Origin of the sequence: Synechococcus sp. 60AY4M2 (assembly GCF_002760375.1) — a bacterium.
GTDB lineage: Bacteria > Cyanobacteriota > Cyanobacteriia > Thermostichales > Thermostichaceae > Thermostichus.
Genome location: NZ_AUMZ01000001.1, coordinates 1,123,927 through 1,140,497, shown reverse-complemented (window position 1 = coordinate 1,140,497; position 16,571 = coordinate 1,123,927). Strand labels below are relative to the sequence as shown.

The 16,571-nt window shown below is 59.4% G+C and carries 18 protein-coding genes; 9 read left to right on the top strand and 9 right to left on the bottom strand.

The window, feature by feature from the left end; genetic code table 11:
• Positions 1–21 precede the first annotated feature (21 nt).
• The 9 genes from SYN60AY4M2_RS04980 to SYN60AY4M2_RS04945 form a co-directional block, all read right to left on the bottom strand.
• A complete protein-coding gene (locus SYN60AY4M2_RS04980) occupies positions 22–342 on the bottom strand; it encodes a hypothetical protein (protein ID WP_011429481.1) in 321 nt (106 codons plus the stop codon).
• A gap of 580 nt (positions 343–922) precedes the next feature.
• Positions 923–1,294 carry a ribosome silencing factor gene (gene rsfS / locus SYN60AY4M2_RS04975; protein ID WP_168173631.1) on the bottom strand — a complete coding sequence of 124 codons (372 nt, stop codon included), beginning with the start codon at positions 1,292–1,294 and terminating at the stop codon, positions 923–925.
• Positions 1,295–1,306: 12 nt separating this feature from the next.
• Positions 1,307–1,948, bottom strand: coding sequence for a bis(5'-nucleosyl)-tetraphosphatase (symmetrical) YqeK (gene yqeK, locus SYN60AY4M2_RS04970; RefSeq protein WP_011429484.1), 642 nt, complete (start codon positions 1,946–1,948; stop codon positions 1,307–1,309).
• Complete coding sequence (lepA, locus tag SYN60AY4M2_RS04965) at positions 1,941–3,752, bottom strand: translation elongation factor 4 (RefSeq protein ID WP_011429485.1); 1,812 nt, start codon at positions 3,750–3,752, stop codon at positions 1,941–1,943. Before lepA ends, yqeK begins: the two co-directional genes overlap by 8 nt.
• A gap of 266 nt (positions 3,753–4,018) precedes the next feature.
• Entirely contained in the window at positions 4,019–4,543 is a 525-nt protein-coding gene (locus tag SYN60AY4M2_RS04960; RefSeq protein ID WP_011429486.1) for an NYN domain-containing protein, read from the bottom strand.
• A gap of 147 nt (positions 4,544–4,690) precedes the next feature.
• Complete coding sequence (glyQ, locus tag SYN60AY4M2_RS04955; RefSeq protein WP_011429487.1) at positions 4,691–5,677, bottom strand: glycine--tRNA ligase subunit alpha; 987 nt, start codon at positions 5,675–5,677, stop codon at positions 4,691–4,693.
• Positions 5,678–5,722: 45 nt separating this feature from the next.
• Complete coding sequence (locus tag SYN60AY4M2_RS14630; RefSeq protein ID WP_276307358.1) at positions 5,723–5,845, bottom strand: hypothetical protein; 123 nt, start codon at positions 5,843–5,845, stop codon at positions 5,723–5,725.
• A gap of 193 nt (positions 5,846–6,038) precedes the next feature.
• On the bottom strand, positions 6,039–6,221 hold the full coding sequence (locus SYN60AY4M2_RS04950; RefSeq protein ID WP_240527733.1) for a hypothetical protein: 183 nt from the start codon (positions 6,219–6,221) through the stop codon (positions 6,039–6,041).
• 130 nt (positions 6,222–6,351) lie between these two features.
• On the bottom strand, positions 6,352–7,782 hold the full coding sequence (locus SYN60AY4M2_RS04945; RefSeq protein WP_099812415.1) for a DUF697 domain-containing protein: 1,431 nt from the start codon (positions 7,780–7,782) through the stop codon (positions 6,352–6,354).
• Between the two features lie 176 nt (positions 7,783–7,958).
• Between SYN60AY4M2_RS04945 and SYN60AY4M2_RS04940 the strand changes: the two genes are divergently transcribed.
• From SYN60AY4M2_RS04940 to SYN60AY4M2_RS04900, 9 genes are all read left to right on the top strand, one after another.
• Complete coding sequence (locus tag SYN60AY4M2_RS04940) at positions 7,959–8,243, top strand: DUF427 domain-containing protein (RefSeq protein ID WP_011429490.1); 285 nt, start codon at positions 7,959–7,961, stop codon at positions 8,241–8,243.
• 119 nt (positions 8,244–8,362) lie between these two features.
• A complete protein-coding gene (locus SYN60AY4M2_RS04935) occupies positions 8,363–8,881 on the top strand; it encodes a TolB family protein (protein ID WP_041438852.1) in 519 nt (172 codons plus the stop codon).
• Positions 8,882–8,915: 34 nt separating this feature from the next.
• A complete protein-coding gene (locus tag SYN60AY4M2_RS04930) occupies positions 8,916–10,115 on the top strand; it encodes an LL-diaminopimelate aminotransferase (protein ID WP_099812414.1) in 1,200 nt (399 codons plus the stop codon).
• Positions 10,116–10,284: 169 nt separating this feature from the next.
• On the top strand, positions 10,285–11,073 hold the full coding sequence (locus SYN60AY4M2_RS04925) for a hypothetical protein (RefSeq protein ID WP_240527732.1): 789 nt from the start codon (positions 10,285–10,287) through the stop codon (positions 11,071–11,073).
• A 244-nt stretch (positions 11,074–11,317) separates the two neighbouring features.
• Entirely contained in the window at positions 11,318–12,631 is a 1,314-nt protein-coding gene (hisD, locus tag SYN60AY4M2_RS04920) for a histidinol dehydrogenase (RefSeq protein ID WP_011429494.1), read from the top strand.
• A gap of 49 nt (positions 12,632–12,680) precedes the next feature.
• Entirely contained in the window at positions 12,681–13,505 is an 825-nt protein-coding gene (locus SYN60AY4M2_RS04915; protein ID WP_240527731.1) for a hypothetical protein, read from the top strand.
• Between the two features lie 96 nt (positions 13,506–13,601).
• Complete coding sequence (locus SYN60AY4M2_RS04910) at positions 13,602–13,907, top strand: hypothetical protein (protein ID WP_011429496.1); 306 nt, start codon at positions 13,602–13,604, stop codon at positions 13,905–13,907.
• 24 nt (positions 13,908–13,931) lie between these two features.
• Positions 13,932–15,122: a tetratricopeptide repeat protein gene (locus tag SYN60AY4M2_RS04905; RefSeq protein WP_099812413.1), complete on the top strand. Its 1,191-nt coding sequence runs from the start codon at positions 13,932–13,934 to the stop codon at positions 15,120–15,122.
• Positions 15,123–15,634: 512 nt separating this feature from the next.
• Entirely contained in the window at positions 15,635–16,405 is a 771-nt protein-coding gene (locus tag SYN60AY4M2_RS04900; RefSeq protein WP_099812412.1) for an RNA polymerase sigma factor SigF, read from the top strand.
• Positions 16,406–16,571 lie beyond the last annotated feature (166 nt).

Below are 16,571 nucleotides of genomic sequence, written 5' to 3'. Positions count from 1 at the left end.
TAGCCTAAGCCCATCTTCCCTCTACCCGTAGAAGGCTTCCGACATGGATCCCGCATAGGGATCAACGCCAAAAGAAGCTTGTTGCAGCTTTTGATTGACCACCTCCCGCACTACCGAGCGGAGCAATTCCAGCTCAGAAGGGTTGAGCTGATCGCGGCTGGGACACTCATCGGCAGCCAGCCACATATAAACAGCAGGAACCCGGTTTAAGATCTGCTGCATCAGCGCTTCCCGCTCCCTGGCATCGTGGAAAACCTGCTGATGGGGGTGCTCAGTACAGAGGACATTTTCCAGTTCTCCCAAAGCCAGGTACTCAACGATATTAACCAACATCTTTTCCATTTGTCCCTCCTAAAAATCCCCGTCGCTCTTAAAACAGGCATTAAACAAAAAGTGCAACTTTCTCCTTTCCTCCTTCGCCGCTCTTTGCCTCGGACTCTTGCCTACAGGCCGGATAGCTGAGCCGGCGGCAGATCCAGTCCACCAGCGGGAAGAGGTTGTGGATTTGTCTGCTAAGATCTCCCCTGCGGCCAATCCTTAGCCCCCTCTATTTGCCCCGTTTGCCCTCCCCTCTGCCGCTGAAAGCAGCCAACAATCAGCAGCCGGAAAATCTCTTCGCTGGTATCCGGTACCAACGAAAAATTATCGGCTTTTTGAGAAGGACAGGGTAGGCCATTTAACAAAGACTATAGAAACTCAACCGCAAGAGGGAAGAAGATCTTACCCAGCTACTCCTCCTCCAATACGCTAACACGTAACTATGTAGGAAGTTATGGGACTATTAAGAAGTTTGCACATTTCTTGACGATCGGCTAACACTTTCGTTTGGCAAAGACACCCACTTGAAGAGCTAAGCGGAGCAACTCTTCGCCTGGCTACAAGCTCTGAAAAGCTGCCAAGATCTAAGGATCTAAAACTATGTCTAGCCTGCTATTGGCAAATCGACTCGCTGAGCCTGGATCCAGAAAGATTCCAGGTCGTAATAGTCTCTTTCCTCCTGCATGAACACATGGATGATGAGATCGGCATAGTCGATCAGTATCCAAGAGCCTGACTCTTGACCTTCGATGCGGCGCGGACTCTGTTGCCACTCCTCCCAAACCTTTTCCTCGATTGCTCGGGCAATGGCCCGTACTTGCGTAAGCGAGTAGCCACTGATCAAAAGGAAGTAATCCGCCAACGTGGAAATTTGGGATACATCCAGCAGGACAATGTCGCCGCCTTTTTTTTCTTCTGCTGCGCGAGCTGCGCTCAACGCCATGCGATAGATGGGATCCCTGGCACGGACAGGCATGGACTGTAGCAACTAAAACCCTCCTGAAACGACTGAATTGACTGGAGACACAATCTCCTCCGAACCTTTTTTACCCAAAGGATGCAGCAGAAAATGATTCCGAGTCATGAGTGTGCGTGGATGGATCACCTGATACCGGTTTAGCAGAAATCTCAGGCTGAGATCGCAAACCCCCACCACAGCTTTAGATAAATCTACAAAAGCTAGTCGTCGCAGATGTTCTAGCTCCGGACTGTTGCCGCGGTTGGGTTCCAGAGCATCGGCTACAAAAACCACACAACTGAGCGGATCCATGCCGGGCCGTCCCAGGGTGTGGTTGGCGATGGCTGCCAAGATCTCCGCATCCTGCACCTGAAATCGCTCCCGTGCCAGCAGGGATCCCACCTCGGCATGGAGAAGGTGGGGCTCGGCCCGCTCGATCTCGTCCAACTCCCGCTCCTGAGCGACGCTCTGCAGCAGTTGCTCCGGGGGGAAGGACTTGGCCAAGTCGTGCATCAGCCCTGCCCAAGCAGCTTTTTGCTCATCCAGCCCATAGTGAGCTGCCAGTTGCCGGGCCATCGCCTCTACCCCCAAGATGTGGCGAAGGCGAGGGGGGGGCACCTGCTCCTGGAGCCAGGCCAACACCTCTTCCCGCCGTAAGACCGGGCTAGTCATTTTGCAACTTCAGCACCGCCATAAACGCCTCTTGGGGCACCTCGACGGTTCCCACCGCCTTCATGCGCTTTTTCCCCTCCTTTTGTTTTTCCAACAGCTTGCGCTTGCGGGTCACATCCCCCCCATAGCACTTGGCCAGGACATTTTTGCGCAGGGCAGGAATAGTTTCGCGGGCTATCACCCGAGAGCCAATTGCTGCTTGAATGGGCACCTCAAACTGGTGGCGTGGGATCAGCTCGCGCAGCTTGGCTACCAAAGACCGGCCCACATAAAAGGCTTTGTCCCGATGCACAATGGTGGACAGAGAATCCACCACGTCGCCGTTGATGAGGATGTCCAAGCGCACCAGGTCGTCGGCGCGGTAACCCACCATTTGGTAATCCATACTGGCGTAGCCGCGGGTGCGAGATTTCAGTTGATCGAAAAAGTCGGTGACCACTTCTGCCAGCGGTAGCTCATACACGAGCGTAGTTCGACCCTGCGCCAGGTATTTCATGTCCTTAAAGGTGCCGCGTTTGGTCTCGCACAGCTCCATCACGGTACCGACAAATTCCTCAGGAAGAATCACCTCTACCCTCACAATCGGCTCCTCAATGCTGGTGCGCTCGTTGGGGGGAGGCAGCTTGCTGGGATTGTCTACCCGAATCACAGAGCCATCGTTGAGGGTAACCTGATACACCACCGTCGGAGCGGTGATCACCAAATCCAGGTTGTATTCCCGCTCCAGGCGTTCCTGCACCACCTCCATGTGCAGCAGGCCCAAGAAACCACAGCGGAAGCCAAAGCCCATCGCAGGGGAAACTTCCGGCTCAAAGTAGAGGGCGGCATCGTTGAGCTTCAGTTTTTCCAGAGCTTCTTTGAGTTCGGCGTATTGATCGGAGTTGCTGGGGAAGAGGCCGCAGAAGACCATCGGCTTGGCTTCTTTGTAGCCGGGCAGAGGCTCAGAGGCCTTGCGATGGACAAGTGTGATGGTATCCCCGACACGGGCGTGCTCGACACTTTTAATGGCGGCGGCAATGTAGCCCACTTCCCCAGCATGGAGAGACGCAACGGACTCTTGATGAGGGCGCATCACCCCCAGCTCGGTAATTTCGTATTCCCGACCGGAGGCCATGAAGCAGATCTTATCTCCCGTCTTCACCTCCCCATCCATGATGCGCACATAGACAATCACGCCGCGGTAGGAGTCGTAGTAGCTATCGAAAATTAGGGCCCGCAAGGGATCCGCCACTGTATCCCGCGGCGGGGGCACCCGCTGCACAATGGCCTCTAGGATCTCTGGGATGCCGATGCCCATTTTGGCAGAGGCCAAGATCGCTCCGCTGCAATCGAGGCCGATGACCTGCTCGATCTCGGCGATCACCCGCTCCGGCTCCGCCCCCGGCAGGTCGATTTTGTTAATGACCGGGATGATCTCCAGGTTGTTCTCCAGGGCCAGATAGACGTTGGCCAGGGTCTGCGCCTCCACACCTTGAGAGGCATCCACCACCAGCAGCGCCCCTTCGCAGGCGGCCAGGGAGCGGGAGACTTCGTAGGTAAAGTCCACATGCCCCGGCGTATCGATGAGGTTGAGGACATAGTCTTGGCCGTCTTGGGCGCGGTAGTTCATGCGGGCCGCCTGCAGCTTGATGGTGATGCCCCGCTCCCGTTCCAGTTCCATGTTGTCCAACAGTTGCGGCTTCATCTCGCGGGCTGAAACGGTGCCGGTCGCCTCCAGCAGCCGGTCGGCCAGGGTGGATTTACCGTGGTCGATGTGGGCGATGATGGAAAAGTTGCGAATGCGGGAGACGGGAACGTCGGTCATAAAAACCTGGTTGGGGCAAAGATTTTTTACAATGCTAGCCTCTTTGGCCCTCTGCCTGGGCCAAGGTTGCCCAGAAGTTAAAGTGGCTGGGACAGCTTTTCCCGGCAACGCCGACGATGGCCGGTGTAACAGATGGGTCGCTTGCGTGGCAGCAATTTTACCAAGCAGACTTTCTCTCAAGGCGGAGAAACCCGAAGGACCTCAGGTGGGTTGTGACAACTCCGCCGGGGAGCTGTGGGGCCAGCTCGAGAGTAGAGGGATCGGCCCTACTTATCCAGCTTCTCGATGTAGGGGCGAATGTCGTTGAGGTCGATGTAGCGATCGGTGGCATTGCGCAGCTCGCGGGCGATCATTCCTTCAGTGGAGACGACTGTAATCAAAGTGTTTTTGGAGCGCAACAGCTCAACGGCCCGCTCAAAATCGCCATCGCCGCTAAACAAGATGATCCTGTCGTATTGCCCAACCGTGTTGAACATATCGATGACGATCTCGATATCCAGGTTGGCCTTCTGGGAGTAGCGGCCAGAGTCTTCGTCTCGATACTCTTTAAGGATCTTGGTGCGCACCGTAAAACCCAAGCTGATCAGAGCATCTCGAAAGGCCCTTTGATCGTTGGGATCCTTGATGCCGGTGTACCAAAATGCGTTGACTAGCTCGACGTTGGGCTGTGACCTGACAAAATAATCCAAGACTCGGCGCGGGTCGAAAAACCAGCCATTTTTTTGTTGAGCATAAAACATATTGTTCCCATCGATAAAGATGGAAACCCGCGTGACGGGATGGCGAAACATAAAGATTTTTCTCGGAATAAAGGTGGACTGGTCAGGAAAAGAGGGTGAAAACGAGAGTGTCGATTATCCTAAGGTAAGGGTGGCCACGGCAGGCCAGCGCCTGCTGATACCGATCACCCATCATAGCGAAAACAGGGATCTTTTTCCCTAGCCATTAGCCCAGGCGCCTTTGGAGATCAGGGTGGGTTCCGGCTGCCGCAGGGCATAGCTGGATCCAGGGCGGTCGGCTTGGCTAACGTACAGCTCTGCCAATTGTCGGGCCAGGTTGCGGATGCGCCCAATGTAGAGGGTGCGCTCGGCTACGGCAATGACGCCGCGGGCATCGAGCAGGTTGAAGGTGTGGGAGCACTTGAGCACATAGTCGTAGGCGGGCAGGAGCAGCGACACCGCCAGCCGATCGGGAAGCACCTGTTTTTGCAGCTTCTGCTGTGTGGTTTCGATCAGGCGCTTGGCTTCAGCTTCGTAGAGGCGGAACAGCTCCAGCAGCATCTCGGGATCCGAATACTCGAAGTTGTAGTAGGACTGCTCCACCTCGTTTTGGAAATAGATTTGCCCATAGGTAATCCGGCCTAGGGAAGGGTGCTCACCCCAGCAGAGGTCGAAAACCGAGTCCACCCCCTGTAGGTACATGGCCAGGCGCTCTAGGCCGTAGGTAATCTCCACAGAAACGGGGCGACAATCCAGCCCGCCCACTTGCTGGAAGTAGGTGAATTGGGTTATTTCCATGCCATCTAGCCACACTTCCCAGCCCACACCCCAAGCCCCCAAGGTGGGAGATTCCCAATCATCTTCCACAAAGCGAATGTCGTGTTCTGCCGGGTCAATGCCCAGGGCCCGCAGGCTCTCCAGGTACACCTCCTGGATGTCGTCGGGGGAGGGCTTGATCAGAACCTGGTACTGAAAGTAGTGCTGCAGACGGTTGGGGTTTTGGCCGTAGCGCCCATCGGTGGGGCGGCGACAAGGTTCCACATAAGCCACCCGCCAGGGATCCGGCCCCAGGGCGCGCAAAAACGTGTGGGGGCTCATGGTGCCGGCGCCTTTTTCCAGGTCGTAGGGTTGCAGGATGAGGCAGCCTTGCTCCCCCCAAAACTGCTGCAGGCGAAAGATCAAGTCCTGAAAGGTGTGGGCTGACATACCAAGGGCTGAGCAGGGATACCTTATCCTACCAATCTCCCCCCCTCAGTCGATCAGCTCTTCTTGATCGGCATCCGCTGGGTCTGAGTGGTTCCACTCGATGGGCGGCATTTGGTCGAAGGCTTGTTTGAGGGCGCTGATACATTTACGCTGAACACTGCTGAACATCACTGTTCAACTATGCAGCGATAGCATTCTGCTTGTTTCCATTCGCGTTAGCGGGACGGAGTCCAAACAGAATGGCGGTATCCCGCAAAGCTTTGAGTAGAATACCCAAAGCGCAGTTTCCGTGTCGTCTTACTACCAATTTTCTGCTTTGCTTTGGCTACCATGTTGGCAGACTCGAAAGGTACTGAACATATTATACATTATTTTCAGTATAGTTGAGCTTATTATTGACTAGAGTCATGCTCTCCCAGAGCTTGCGCATCTTGGCCAGGTAGGGATCCCCGGTGCGCAGGCGCAGGCGCTGGGAGACTTTGAACTGATCCGCTTGTACCATCACCAGGTCGATGGGGGGGCCGACGGAGATGTTGGATTTCATGGTGGAGTCGATGGAGAGGAGACCCCGGCGTTGGTGCGGGAATCTGCCGCCATCACCAAGCCAGAACGGGTGAGGATGCCAAAACAGTAGGTCATGGGTGCAAGGGGCTCGGCTTCTCGACTGTAGGATCTCAAAGCAGCGCCGAACCGATTTTGCTGCGGATCTCTTCCCGGAGGCGCGCGGTAATGGAGGTCTCGTCCAAATCGGCCAAAATTTGGGCAATGGCGGCTTTGGGCCCTTCTGGCCCCCAACTGGCTCCTTGGGCCAGGTAGCGACGGGCCGCCTCCCCGATGGCGTAGCAGGAAAACCCGGCCAAGACCGCTTGCGTCAGGGCCACCGAACCGTAGGCCCCTAGGGAGAATCCTCCAGCGAAGGGCAGGGATCCCCCCAGCAAGGTTTTCAGGGATCCCAGGCCCAAGAGCGCCACCCATTCTCCTGCCCCCAGGCTGAGCATGCTGAGGACGATCTTCTGCAGCAGTTGTGCGGCTCCCGCGCTGCTCATGGGCCAGCCATAGAGGCGGGACAGGCGCAGGATCAAGGCAATATCCAGGGCCAGCCCTCCCAAGGTATCGAGCAGGGTAACGGGGTTGAGGGCAACGGCCAGCGCCTTGGTGCGGGCAGCGGCGGCGATGAGGTCTTGGGCTTGCTGGGCGCGGCTTTGCAGCTTGCGCTCGATGACCTGTTGGTTGACGCGATCGGCAAACAGGAGGGCATTCAAGGCCAGCAGGGAGCGCCCCTCCCGGTGCAGCACCTCCAGGATCTTCAGGCGCAGGGCGTCCACTTGGGGGGGGCCGATCTCCATCTCCACGCCGAAGCTGCCATCTGGCCTCTGCACCAGCCGCGGCACGCGCGGGGAGGCCGCCACCATGACGATCTCGTCGGGAGAAAGAAGTTGCCGCACCCGTTCGTTGCGGATCTTGTCGTAGATGGCCTGGCGATCCGCCTCCGGGTACTGGTCGATCTTGTTGAACACCAGCAGCATGGGCTTGCCCGCCTCCCGCAGGGCCGCCAGGGCCTCAAACTCCACCCGCGTCAGATCCCCGCAGACCACAAAGAGGATCAGATCGGCCCGCTGCGCCACCTCCTGGGCCAGCCGTGCCCGCTCCTCGCCGTCCACTTCATCCAGGCCGGGCGTGTCGATCAGCTCCAGACGGGATCCCTGCCAGTGACTAACCTGAACCGACTGCACCGAGGCAGGGGGCAGACGGGATCCCTGCAGGGCTGCTGCAGAGAAGGGGGATTGGGGGCGGGTTTCCCAACTGATGTTCCAAGCTGCCGCTTGCTGGGTGCGGGTAATGCCGTGGGTGGGCCCCGTCTGGAAGACCGGCTCCCCCAGCAAAGCATTGAGCAGAGAAGATTTGCCCCGCCCCACCAGGCCAAAGGCAGCGATGTGGATCACCTCGGTTTCCAGCTTGTCCAGCAGCGTCTGCAGGCTCTCCAGCTCCCCTTCCAAACCCGCCATCTCCTGGGGGCTTAGATCCAGTTGAGCCACCCACTGGCGCAGGCTGCGCTTGGCTTGCTGGTAGTTGAGGTCATCTTCTAGGGTGTTGCGGCGAGCCATGGCAGTGACGCTCAATAGCAGTGGAGAACAGCCCGGCAGGGGCGGGTGTCAACCCTCAACGACAACGATGACGATAAGCAGAAACGCTAATCTCAAAGAAAGGCAGTTGGCCTTGCCGGGATCTGCAACTTTAAAAATAACGTTGAGAACTGGGAGTTTGCGACAGGAGGTTTTTCATGCCGAGGGCCATCTGGAACGGGGTGGTTGTGGCGGAGACCGACCGCTACGAAACCGTGGAAGGCAACATCTATTTTCCGCCGGAATCCCTGCGCTGGGAATACTTCCAGCCCAGCTCCACCCACACCACCTGCCCCTGGAAAGGACAAGCCAGCTACTACACCCTGGTGGTCAACGGCCAGGAGAACAAAGACGCCGCCTGGTACTACCCGGATCCCAAGCCGGCTGCAGCCAACATCCGCGGCTACGTGGCCTTCTGGAAGGGCGTCGAGGTAGAACTCTAGCCGAGCCGAGTTGCCAACTGAGTATGATGGAGAAGAATTGGAGGGGCAATGCGATGCTGACCGATGGCCAGATTCCACGCAGCCCAACCCGCTGGGCAAGCAGGTGGTGTTGGGCCGGCTTGAGCCTCCTGTTGCTCGGTTGTGGCCCGGCAGGGTTTCGCACGCCGCGCCCCACGCTGGCCGGCAGCGGCCTCAACAGTATCTTCCCCGATGGGGAGCCCTCCTTCAGCGGGGATGGTCGCTACCTGGTGTTTTCCTCCGCCCGCGGCGGCAGCCAGGATATTTTTCTCTACGACACGGTGGAACAGCGGCTGGTGGACTTGCCCGGCCTGAATTCCAGCGACGTGGCCGCCACCTCGCCCGACATCAGCGCCGACGGCCGCTACATCGTTTACGTGTCCAATGCGCTGGGCAAATCGGAGATTTTTCTCTACGACCGCCAAACCCGCCGCGTTGAGAATATCAGCAGCCGGGTACCGGGAGATGTGCGCAACCCCACCATCAGCGGCGATGGCCGCTTTATCGCCTTTGAGAGCAACGGTCGCGGCCAGTGGAACATCGAGATCTTCGACCGTGGCCCGGCAGCGGCCACACGGCCCTCTGCCCCCAGCTCTTCTAATGCCGGCAGCAATCCCTAAGGGGATTCAGGAATAGCCAACCTGGACTTGTCGCATGCTCGCTGCCTTCGCCCAACGACTGGAGCCGCTGCACTCCAATGTCTTTGACCAGCTAGACCAGGCCAAGTGGGAGGCGCGCCGGTCGGGCTTGGATGTCATCGACCTTTCTTTGGGCTCCTCAGACCTGCCCCCGCCCCCGGAAGCGCTGGCAGCCATTCAGAGGGCCCTGGCAGATCCCTCCACCTATGGCTACACCCTGTTCCACGATACGGCCGAGTTTCGCGCCGCCTGCGCCCAATGGTATCTCAGGAAGTTCGGCCTGGAGATCGACCCAGAAACTGAGGTGCTGCCGCTGATCGGATCCCAGCAGGGAACGGCTCTCCTACCGCTGGCCCTGCTCAATCCCGGGGATGTTGCTTTGATCACCGACCCGGGCTACCCCTCCCATGGGGGCGGGATCCATCTAGCGGGCGGGATCCCTTACTACTTGCCCCTGCGGGCAGAAAACCGCTTCCTACCCCAGTGGGATGAGATCCCGAAGGAGATCTGCCGCCAGGCACGGCTGCTGGTGCTGAGCTATCCCCACAACCCCACCACTGCCACCGTTACCCCGGAGTTTTGGCAGGAAACGCTGCAATTTTGTCAGCGGTACAACATCGTGCTGGCGCACGACTTTCCCTACGTGGACTGGTGTTTCGACGGCCAGGTGGCTCCCTCGGCGCTGCAGGCGGATCCCGATAAGACCCGCACCATCGAGTTCTTTTCCCTCTCCAAGTCCTACCACATGGGGGGGTTCCGGGTGGCCTATGCTATCGGTAGCCGCGAGCTAATCCGAGCCTTGCGGCTGGTGAAGTCCACCATTGACTTCCACCCCTACCAGGGCATCTTGCGGGGAGCAGCAGCGGCTTTGGCGGCTCCCGATAGCTTTTTGGATAACTGGCGGCAGGTATACCGCAAGCGACGGGATCTTGCGGTGGCCGCTCTGCACCGCATCGGCTGGCCCGTGCCCCTGCCGGAGGCCACCATGTACCTGTGGGCACCTTTGCCCGAGTTCTATCGCGGCTCTTCAGCCCAGTTTTGTCTAGACTTGGTACGGGCTACCGGGGTGGCTCTGTCGCCAGGCTCAGGCTTTGGCCCCGGCGGCGAAGGCTATGTCCGCTTTGCGCTGGTGGCAGAGGGATCCCGGCTGGAAGAGGCAATAGAACGAATTGGGGAATTTTTGGGCAAAGGCACTTCTGGTCTCCGGCAGGCCTAGTCGCATAGAGCCAGCTTAGAAGCAGCAAGGGGGCAGGCTACAGATGTTCCTCTGAGGCCGGTTGTTGTCCCCGTCCTGGCCTTTTAGGCTGCCAGTATTAGCTGCAGCCAGTGCCGGCTAATCTGAGCCAGGATAGGAGTTGTGTTGGCCCAGTTGGCTCCCAAGGGGCATGGAAAAAGAGACGCTCGAGAGTTTTTTGTCCATCCGCGGGGTGATGGGGGTAGCGCTCCTGAGTCGAACAGGCCGCCCTTTTTTCTACCGTTCTTTTCAGAACTTGGACAGCCGACAGCAGCAGGCCCTCACCGAAGGGCTGTTTCAGGTTTTGCAAACCATGCCCCCAGGACTGGACTATTTTGACTTTCAGTTTGCCGAGCAGCGGGTTTTCGTTTACCCTTTGGGGCCGGAGTGGGTGCTGCTGGTGGCGGTCAATGACGACCTGGTGATGCCGGTCTACACCTTGGCCGTCAACCGCCTGCGAGCCGAGCTGCAACGGGATACGCCGAAGGGCCTGGCCACCTTGCGCCTGTTGACCAGCCAGGCGGAGACGGGTCGGAACCTTACCCAACCCAGCTCCACCCTAGCAGAAGGCAAGCCCACACCAAGGGAGGAGGCGACCCAGCCGGCAGCGACAGGCAGCCGCATGGAGATGGATGTCTTCGTGCAATCTCTCAATCGTCTTTGCCAGATCACAAGCGGCTATTTGGGCAAGGCGGTGATCGTCAACTATTGGAAGGCGGCGCGGCAGGAAGTGGTGGAACGCCAGGGATCCTCAGCCGAGTGGCTCCATCAGTTCGAGATCGAGCGCAGCGGACAAATCCACTACAAGGGCACCCTCAAGGAGCTGGACGAATCTCAACAAAAGGTGCTGCGGGACTGGGTGCTGGCTTTTTTCCGCCGCTGCGAAGAGGTGATCCACGATTTTCGCAATTTAATCAAATCGGCGGAATTGCGCTTTTGACATGCTCCCTAAGGCCACAACACCCCCGCCCCGCAAAGGCTGGGCGGCTCTTGGCCGCGGAAAATCCAGGCTAAGCTATGACCATAGCCACCGTGGATCACGCTAGGTGCAGACGGGATCCCTGCCTGGGGATGTCCCTTCTTGTCGCCGCAAGCCGACCCAGCGAAAGATCCGCTTTGCTACCGCGATGCCGCCGGATCCCTCGTTACTATGGGGTTGCGGCACTCTACGCGAAGGAGTCGCTATGCTGAGAATCGTCACCCAGCTAGCCGAGGCTGAAGCCGAGCTTAGACGGATCTCGGAGCGCACTCAGGCTGACCAGAACTTGCACCGCGAGGCAACCGTGCGGGAGATCCTACAAGCGGTACGCCGCCAGGGGGATCGCGCTCTCCTGGCCTACACGGCGGAGTTCGACCAGGTGGAGCTGAGCGTAGCCGAGCTAAAGGTGTCGGGGGCTGAGCTGGAGGCAGCCTACCAGGCGGTATCTCCGCAACTGCTATCGGCCCTGCGCTTGGCCAAACAGCGCATCGAAGCCTTTCACCGGCAGCGGGTGCCCAGCAGTTGGGTGAGCTTTCCCGGCCCCGAGATCGTCTTGGGCAAGCAGTACCGCCCGGTGGATCGCGCTGGCCTCTACATTCCAGGAGGGCGGGCCGCCTATCCCAGCACGGTGTTGATGAACGCCATTCCGGCCAAGGTGGCGGGGGTGCCCGAGATTGTCATGGTGACCCCGCCGGGATCCGACGGGCTGGGGGGCAAGGGGATCAGCCCGGCTATTTTGGTGGCCGCCCAAGAAGTGGGCATCCACACCATCTATCGCGTCGGCGGGGCCCAGGCTATTGGGGCCTTGGCCTATGGCACCGAGACCATCCCCAAGGTGGACGTGATCACCGGCCCCGGCAACATCTATGTGACGCTGGCCAAGAAGCTGGTCTACGGCACGGTGGGGATCGACTCGCTGGCGGGGCCTTCCGAGGTGTTGATCATCGCCGACGAGAGCGCCAATCCCCTCTACGTGGCTGCCGATCTGCTGGCCCAAGCGGAGCACGATCCCTTAGCAGCCGCGATCCTCCTGACCCCCGATCCCAAGCTGGCCCAACAGGTGCAGCAGGCTGTAACCACCCAGATGGAAGCCCACCCCAACCGTCTGCTGGTGGAGAAGGCGGTGGCCAACTACGGCCTGATCGCGGTGGTGCCGGATCTGGCCACAGCGGTCAACTTGTCCAACCAGTTTGCGCCGGAACACCTGGAGCTGCAGGTGGCGGATCCCTGGGCTCTGCTGGATCCCATTCGCCACGCGGGGGCGATCTTCCTGGGACACTACACCCCAGAAGCGGTGGGAGACTACCTGGCCGGCCCCAACCACACCTTGCCCACAGCGGGGGCGGCCCGCTACGCCTCAGCGCTGGGAGTGGAGACCTTCCTGAAGCACTCCAGCCTAATCCAGTACGGCTCGGCAGCCCTGCAGGAGGTGGCCGGCGCGATCCAAGCTCTGGCGCAAGCCGAGGGGCTGCCCGCCCATGGCCAGTCGGTACAGGTACGGCTGGCGGAGGAGCACTAACCTAGCCTAGACAGGGCTTGAACCGCAGTGAAGACGGAAGGTGGAGCAGATGGGGAGCCGGCTCAGGCAAAACTGGCTGGGGCAACTGGGGGGAGCCCTTGTGGCGGTTTGGATCGTCTGGGCGGAGGGGAGCGCCGCCTGGCCGAAGGACATAAAAGACATAATGTCGGCTGCCCCCGAAGCAATCTCTTCTCCTGCCTTGCCCATCCCGTGGGAGTGGGTATACGACTTGCAGGAGCAGGCGCGGCAACGGCAGTGTACGCTGGTGGGCCTGTTGCGCAGCCGGCCCCTGCCGGCCCCGGATCCCCAGTGGCAGGTGTACACTCGTCTGGATTTGGTTGCCACGCCTCAGACCAGTCGGTTGACCAGTGTGTTGTTTGCCAAGAACACTCGTACCCAAGCCTTGCAAGTGATCTATCAAGCTGCGGCGTCTGTGTACGACTCCGTTGAGCCATTGGATTTTGCCATGATCCTGCCTCTGGCCTGGCAGGACAACACCCTGCTGGCGCGGGAGTACGCAGGCTGGTTCCAGACCGACTTGAGCTGGGATCGGGCGGTGATCTGGCCCTTGCCCGCCGACTCGAACAGGATCCCACCGGTACAGGTTTGGGAGCCACCGCCGGCCCTGGGGTATGCCGAGCTGCTGGACTGGGATCCCCAGGCGCGAGGGCGGGTGCTGTTTGCCGTGGCCGATAGCCTGGAGGAGGTGCCGCGGCTGGTGAGCGTTGGCCCTGGTCAAGACTTGCTGTTGCGAGGGACGGCACCGCTGCCAACCTCCGAGCCTCCTCTCCCGCAAAAGGGCTGGACCAGCGCTACCCTCGCAGGGTCGGTACCCATTTGTCATGCCAACAACTTTGGGCTAAACATCAGGTAGTTCCTCCCCAGGGTTTTGGAGCTGCCGCCGATCTTTGGGGTGCTTAGGAGCCGAGGGGAGGATCTAGAGCAGCCCCTAGCGGGAGAGGGAGTAAGCATGCCTAGACCCCAAGTACGACGCGGCTGGCCTTTAGAGGCCTTTGTGGGCGATGTTATTGTCTGTACGCTGGAGGGATCCCATCTGGATCAGGTGACGGAGATCCGGATCAGCCCGGCGGGCAAGGGGATCCGGGTTAGCTTCGGGGATCCCTTGGGGCGCTCCCAAGAGCCGGTGCAGGCCACTGCCGAGGCGCTGACTGTGACTTTTGAGATCGATCCCAGCACCTACCCCGGCGAAAAGCGCATCGAGCTGATCTCGCCGGCAGGGCCCAGCGATCCCCTGCCGTTTTTGGTGATGATGTAGAGGCGCGCAGAGGGGAAGTGAGTCATGGCGTTGGCAACTGCCTCGACCGACTTGGGCGCGCTGCTGCTGGGAGTGGGCCTGTTGCTCCTGGTGGGAGGCTGGGCCTGGCGGCTGCGGCGACAGCAGCGAGCTGCTCCCCCAGACTCGACAACTGTTTTGCCGGCAACGGCGATTGACCTCTCTGCCCTTACGGCGGAACAGGCGGCCCAACTGCAGCCCTTCGAGCAGGCGGTGGGAGATCGGCCGCGGGAGCCCATTGCCTGGTACAACCGCGCCACCACCCTCGACCAAATGGGGCAGGCCCAAGCCGCCCTGGCCAGCTACGACCGGGCCCTGCAGCTGAAGCCGGATTTTCCCGAAGCCTGGAACAACCGCGGCTCTCTGCTGGACGATCTCGGCCGTCACCAGGAGGCGCTGGCCAGCTACGAGCGGGCTTTGCAACTGAGGCCGGATTTTTTCGAGGCCCGCTTTAACCAGGCCAACACGCTGCGGCAACTGGGCCGCTACCAAGAAGCGCTACGCGCCTACGAGCAGGTTCTCACCTTCCGCCCCGACAGCGGGGAAGCCTGGCATCTGCACGGGCTGACCTTGGCCTCCTTAGAGCGGTGGCAGGAGGCGGTGAACAGCTACGACAAGGCCCTGGCCATCAATTCCAGCGATCCCCGGGTTTGGCAAAGTCGCGGGCTGGCCCTGGTGCACCTGGAGCGCTACGCCGAGGCTCTGGCCAGCTATGAACGGGCTCTGCAACTGGGATTGGAGTCGGCCTCTCTCTGGGCCGGCCACGCCCTCGCCCACCACCGCCTGGGCAACTGGATGGAAGCTCTCAACAGCTACGACCGCGCCCTGCAGCAGGATCCCCGGCGTTCTCAGATCTGGGTGCAGCGCGGCCTGGTGCTGATGGACTTGAACCTCTACGGGCTGGCCATCCAGAGTTTTGACCGAGCCCTGCAGATGGATCCCGACGATGCCGAGGCCCACTACGCCAAAGCCTGCTGCTGCGCCTGGGAAGGCCAGGTGCCCCAGGCCCTGCAAGCCTTGGAGCAAGCCCTGCGCCTGCAGCCGGAACGCTACCGCCCCTTGCTCGCCTCTGAGCCCTATTTCGACCTCATTCGCGGTGAGCCGAGCTTTACGGCCTTCCTGACAGCCCTCTCCGGCCTTGGAACCGACACGAACTCTACCTCCCTGACGCGAACGGCTCCATCCTCTGCTTCCTAGATTTCTTCTGAGGTTCCAAAGTGAGCCAGCAGCAGCAATCCGGCGATTCCGCCAAATGACGGAGAGAAATTCGGCTCTTTTGCTGAAGAAAGCTGCTGATTTTCCGTAGGGATGCTGTTGCTTGCGGCGGAAAACCCAGTAAACTAAGAACACTCCAGCTCCTGGCAGATCTCGGAGGCAAGCTGTGTTCTTGTTAACATCTGGTAGCATTTTCACGGCTACAACCTGATACTGTCTGCCTGCAAGCTTCTTCGCGGTTGGTTCCAGCAGAAGTCTGGCCTAGGGAGAATGGGGGTCGCCTGGCATCCTCTGCCTTTGAGTTGTTTGGGTGCTGAATCCAACCTTGAATGGCTTCAGCTCAAAAAGAAAAAAAGTAGTTGTCTATGCTAACGGCTCCTCAGCAGCCTTCTCTCGACGACTCCGAGTCGCCGGCGCCATCGACAGCCGCGGCTCCCCTGTTTTCTGCCAAAGCTGGTGCTGGGGATTCTGGATCCGGAGCTGTGGGTGCGTCTATGGCATCCAAATATGAAGATGTTAAAGCTCAAACTGCTGCACTGTTGCGACTCTACCACCAGACTCGGGATCCAGCCCTGCGCAACCGGCTGGTGGAAATAAACCTGGGCTTGGTGCGCAAAGAAGCCCACCACTGGCGTAACCAATGCGACGAAGGATACGACGACTTGGTGCAAGTGGGTTGCATAGGGCTCATCCAAGCCATCGAGCGCTTCGATATCAGCCGCGGCCTGGCTTTTAGCTCCTTTGCCATGCCCTACATTCGCGGAGAAATTCAACACTACCTGCGAGACAAAAGCCCAACAATACGGATCCCACGCCGCTGGGCGACGCTGCAGCGACAAGCCAAGAAGGTGATCGCGCGCCTGAGACAAGAATTGGGCCGTTCTCCTTCTGAGGCGGAGGTGAGGGAAGCCCTACAACTGACGGAGCAGGAATGGCGAGAGCTGCAGCTGGCCCAACAAAACAGCCTTTTGCTCAGCCTAGATGCTCCCGTACAGGTTGAAGAAGACAGCGTTGCTCTAGGGGATACCATTCCCGATCAGCGCTACCGCAGCTTTCAACTGGCCGAAGAAGATCGCATCCGCCTGCAAAATGCCTTGGCCAAGCTGGAGGAGCGCACCCGACAGATTTTGGAATTTGTTTTCTTCTACGACCTCACCCAAAAAGAAACAGCAGAGCGGCTGGGGATCAGTGCCGTTACCGTTTCCCGACAGGTCAAAAAGGGACTGGAGCGCTTGGCTAAGCTGCTGAGTCAGGACATTTTTTAGGGCGTTGCCGAGAAGGAAGATCCCTGGGCTTCGCGACAGTCTCCAGCGCTTTTCCAGGCAGATCTGAACCCTCTCCCAAAGTGGAGATCAAGGCGACAAAGAGCCTCACAACGACTTTCCCGTAGTCCAAGGCTTTGGTTACTTCAATATCAGTGCAGTATCCTGG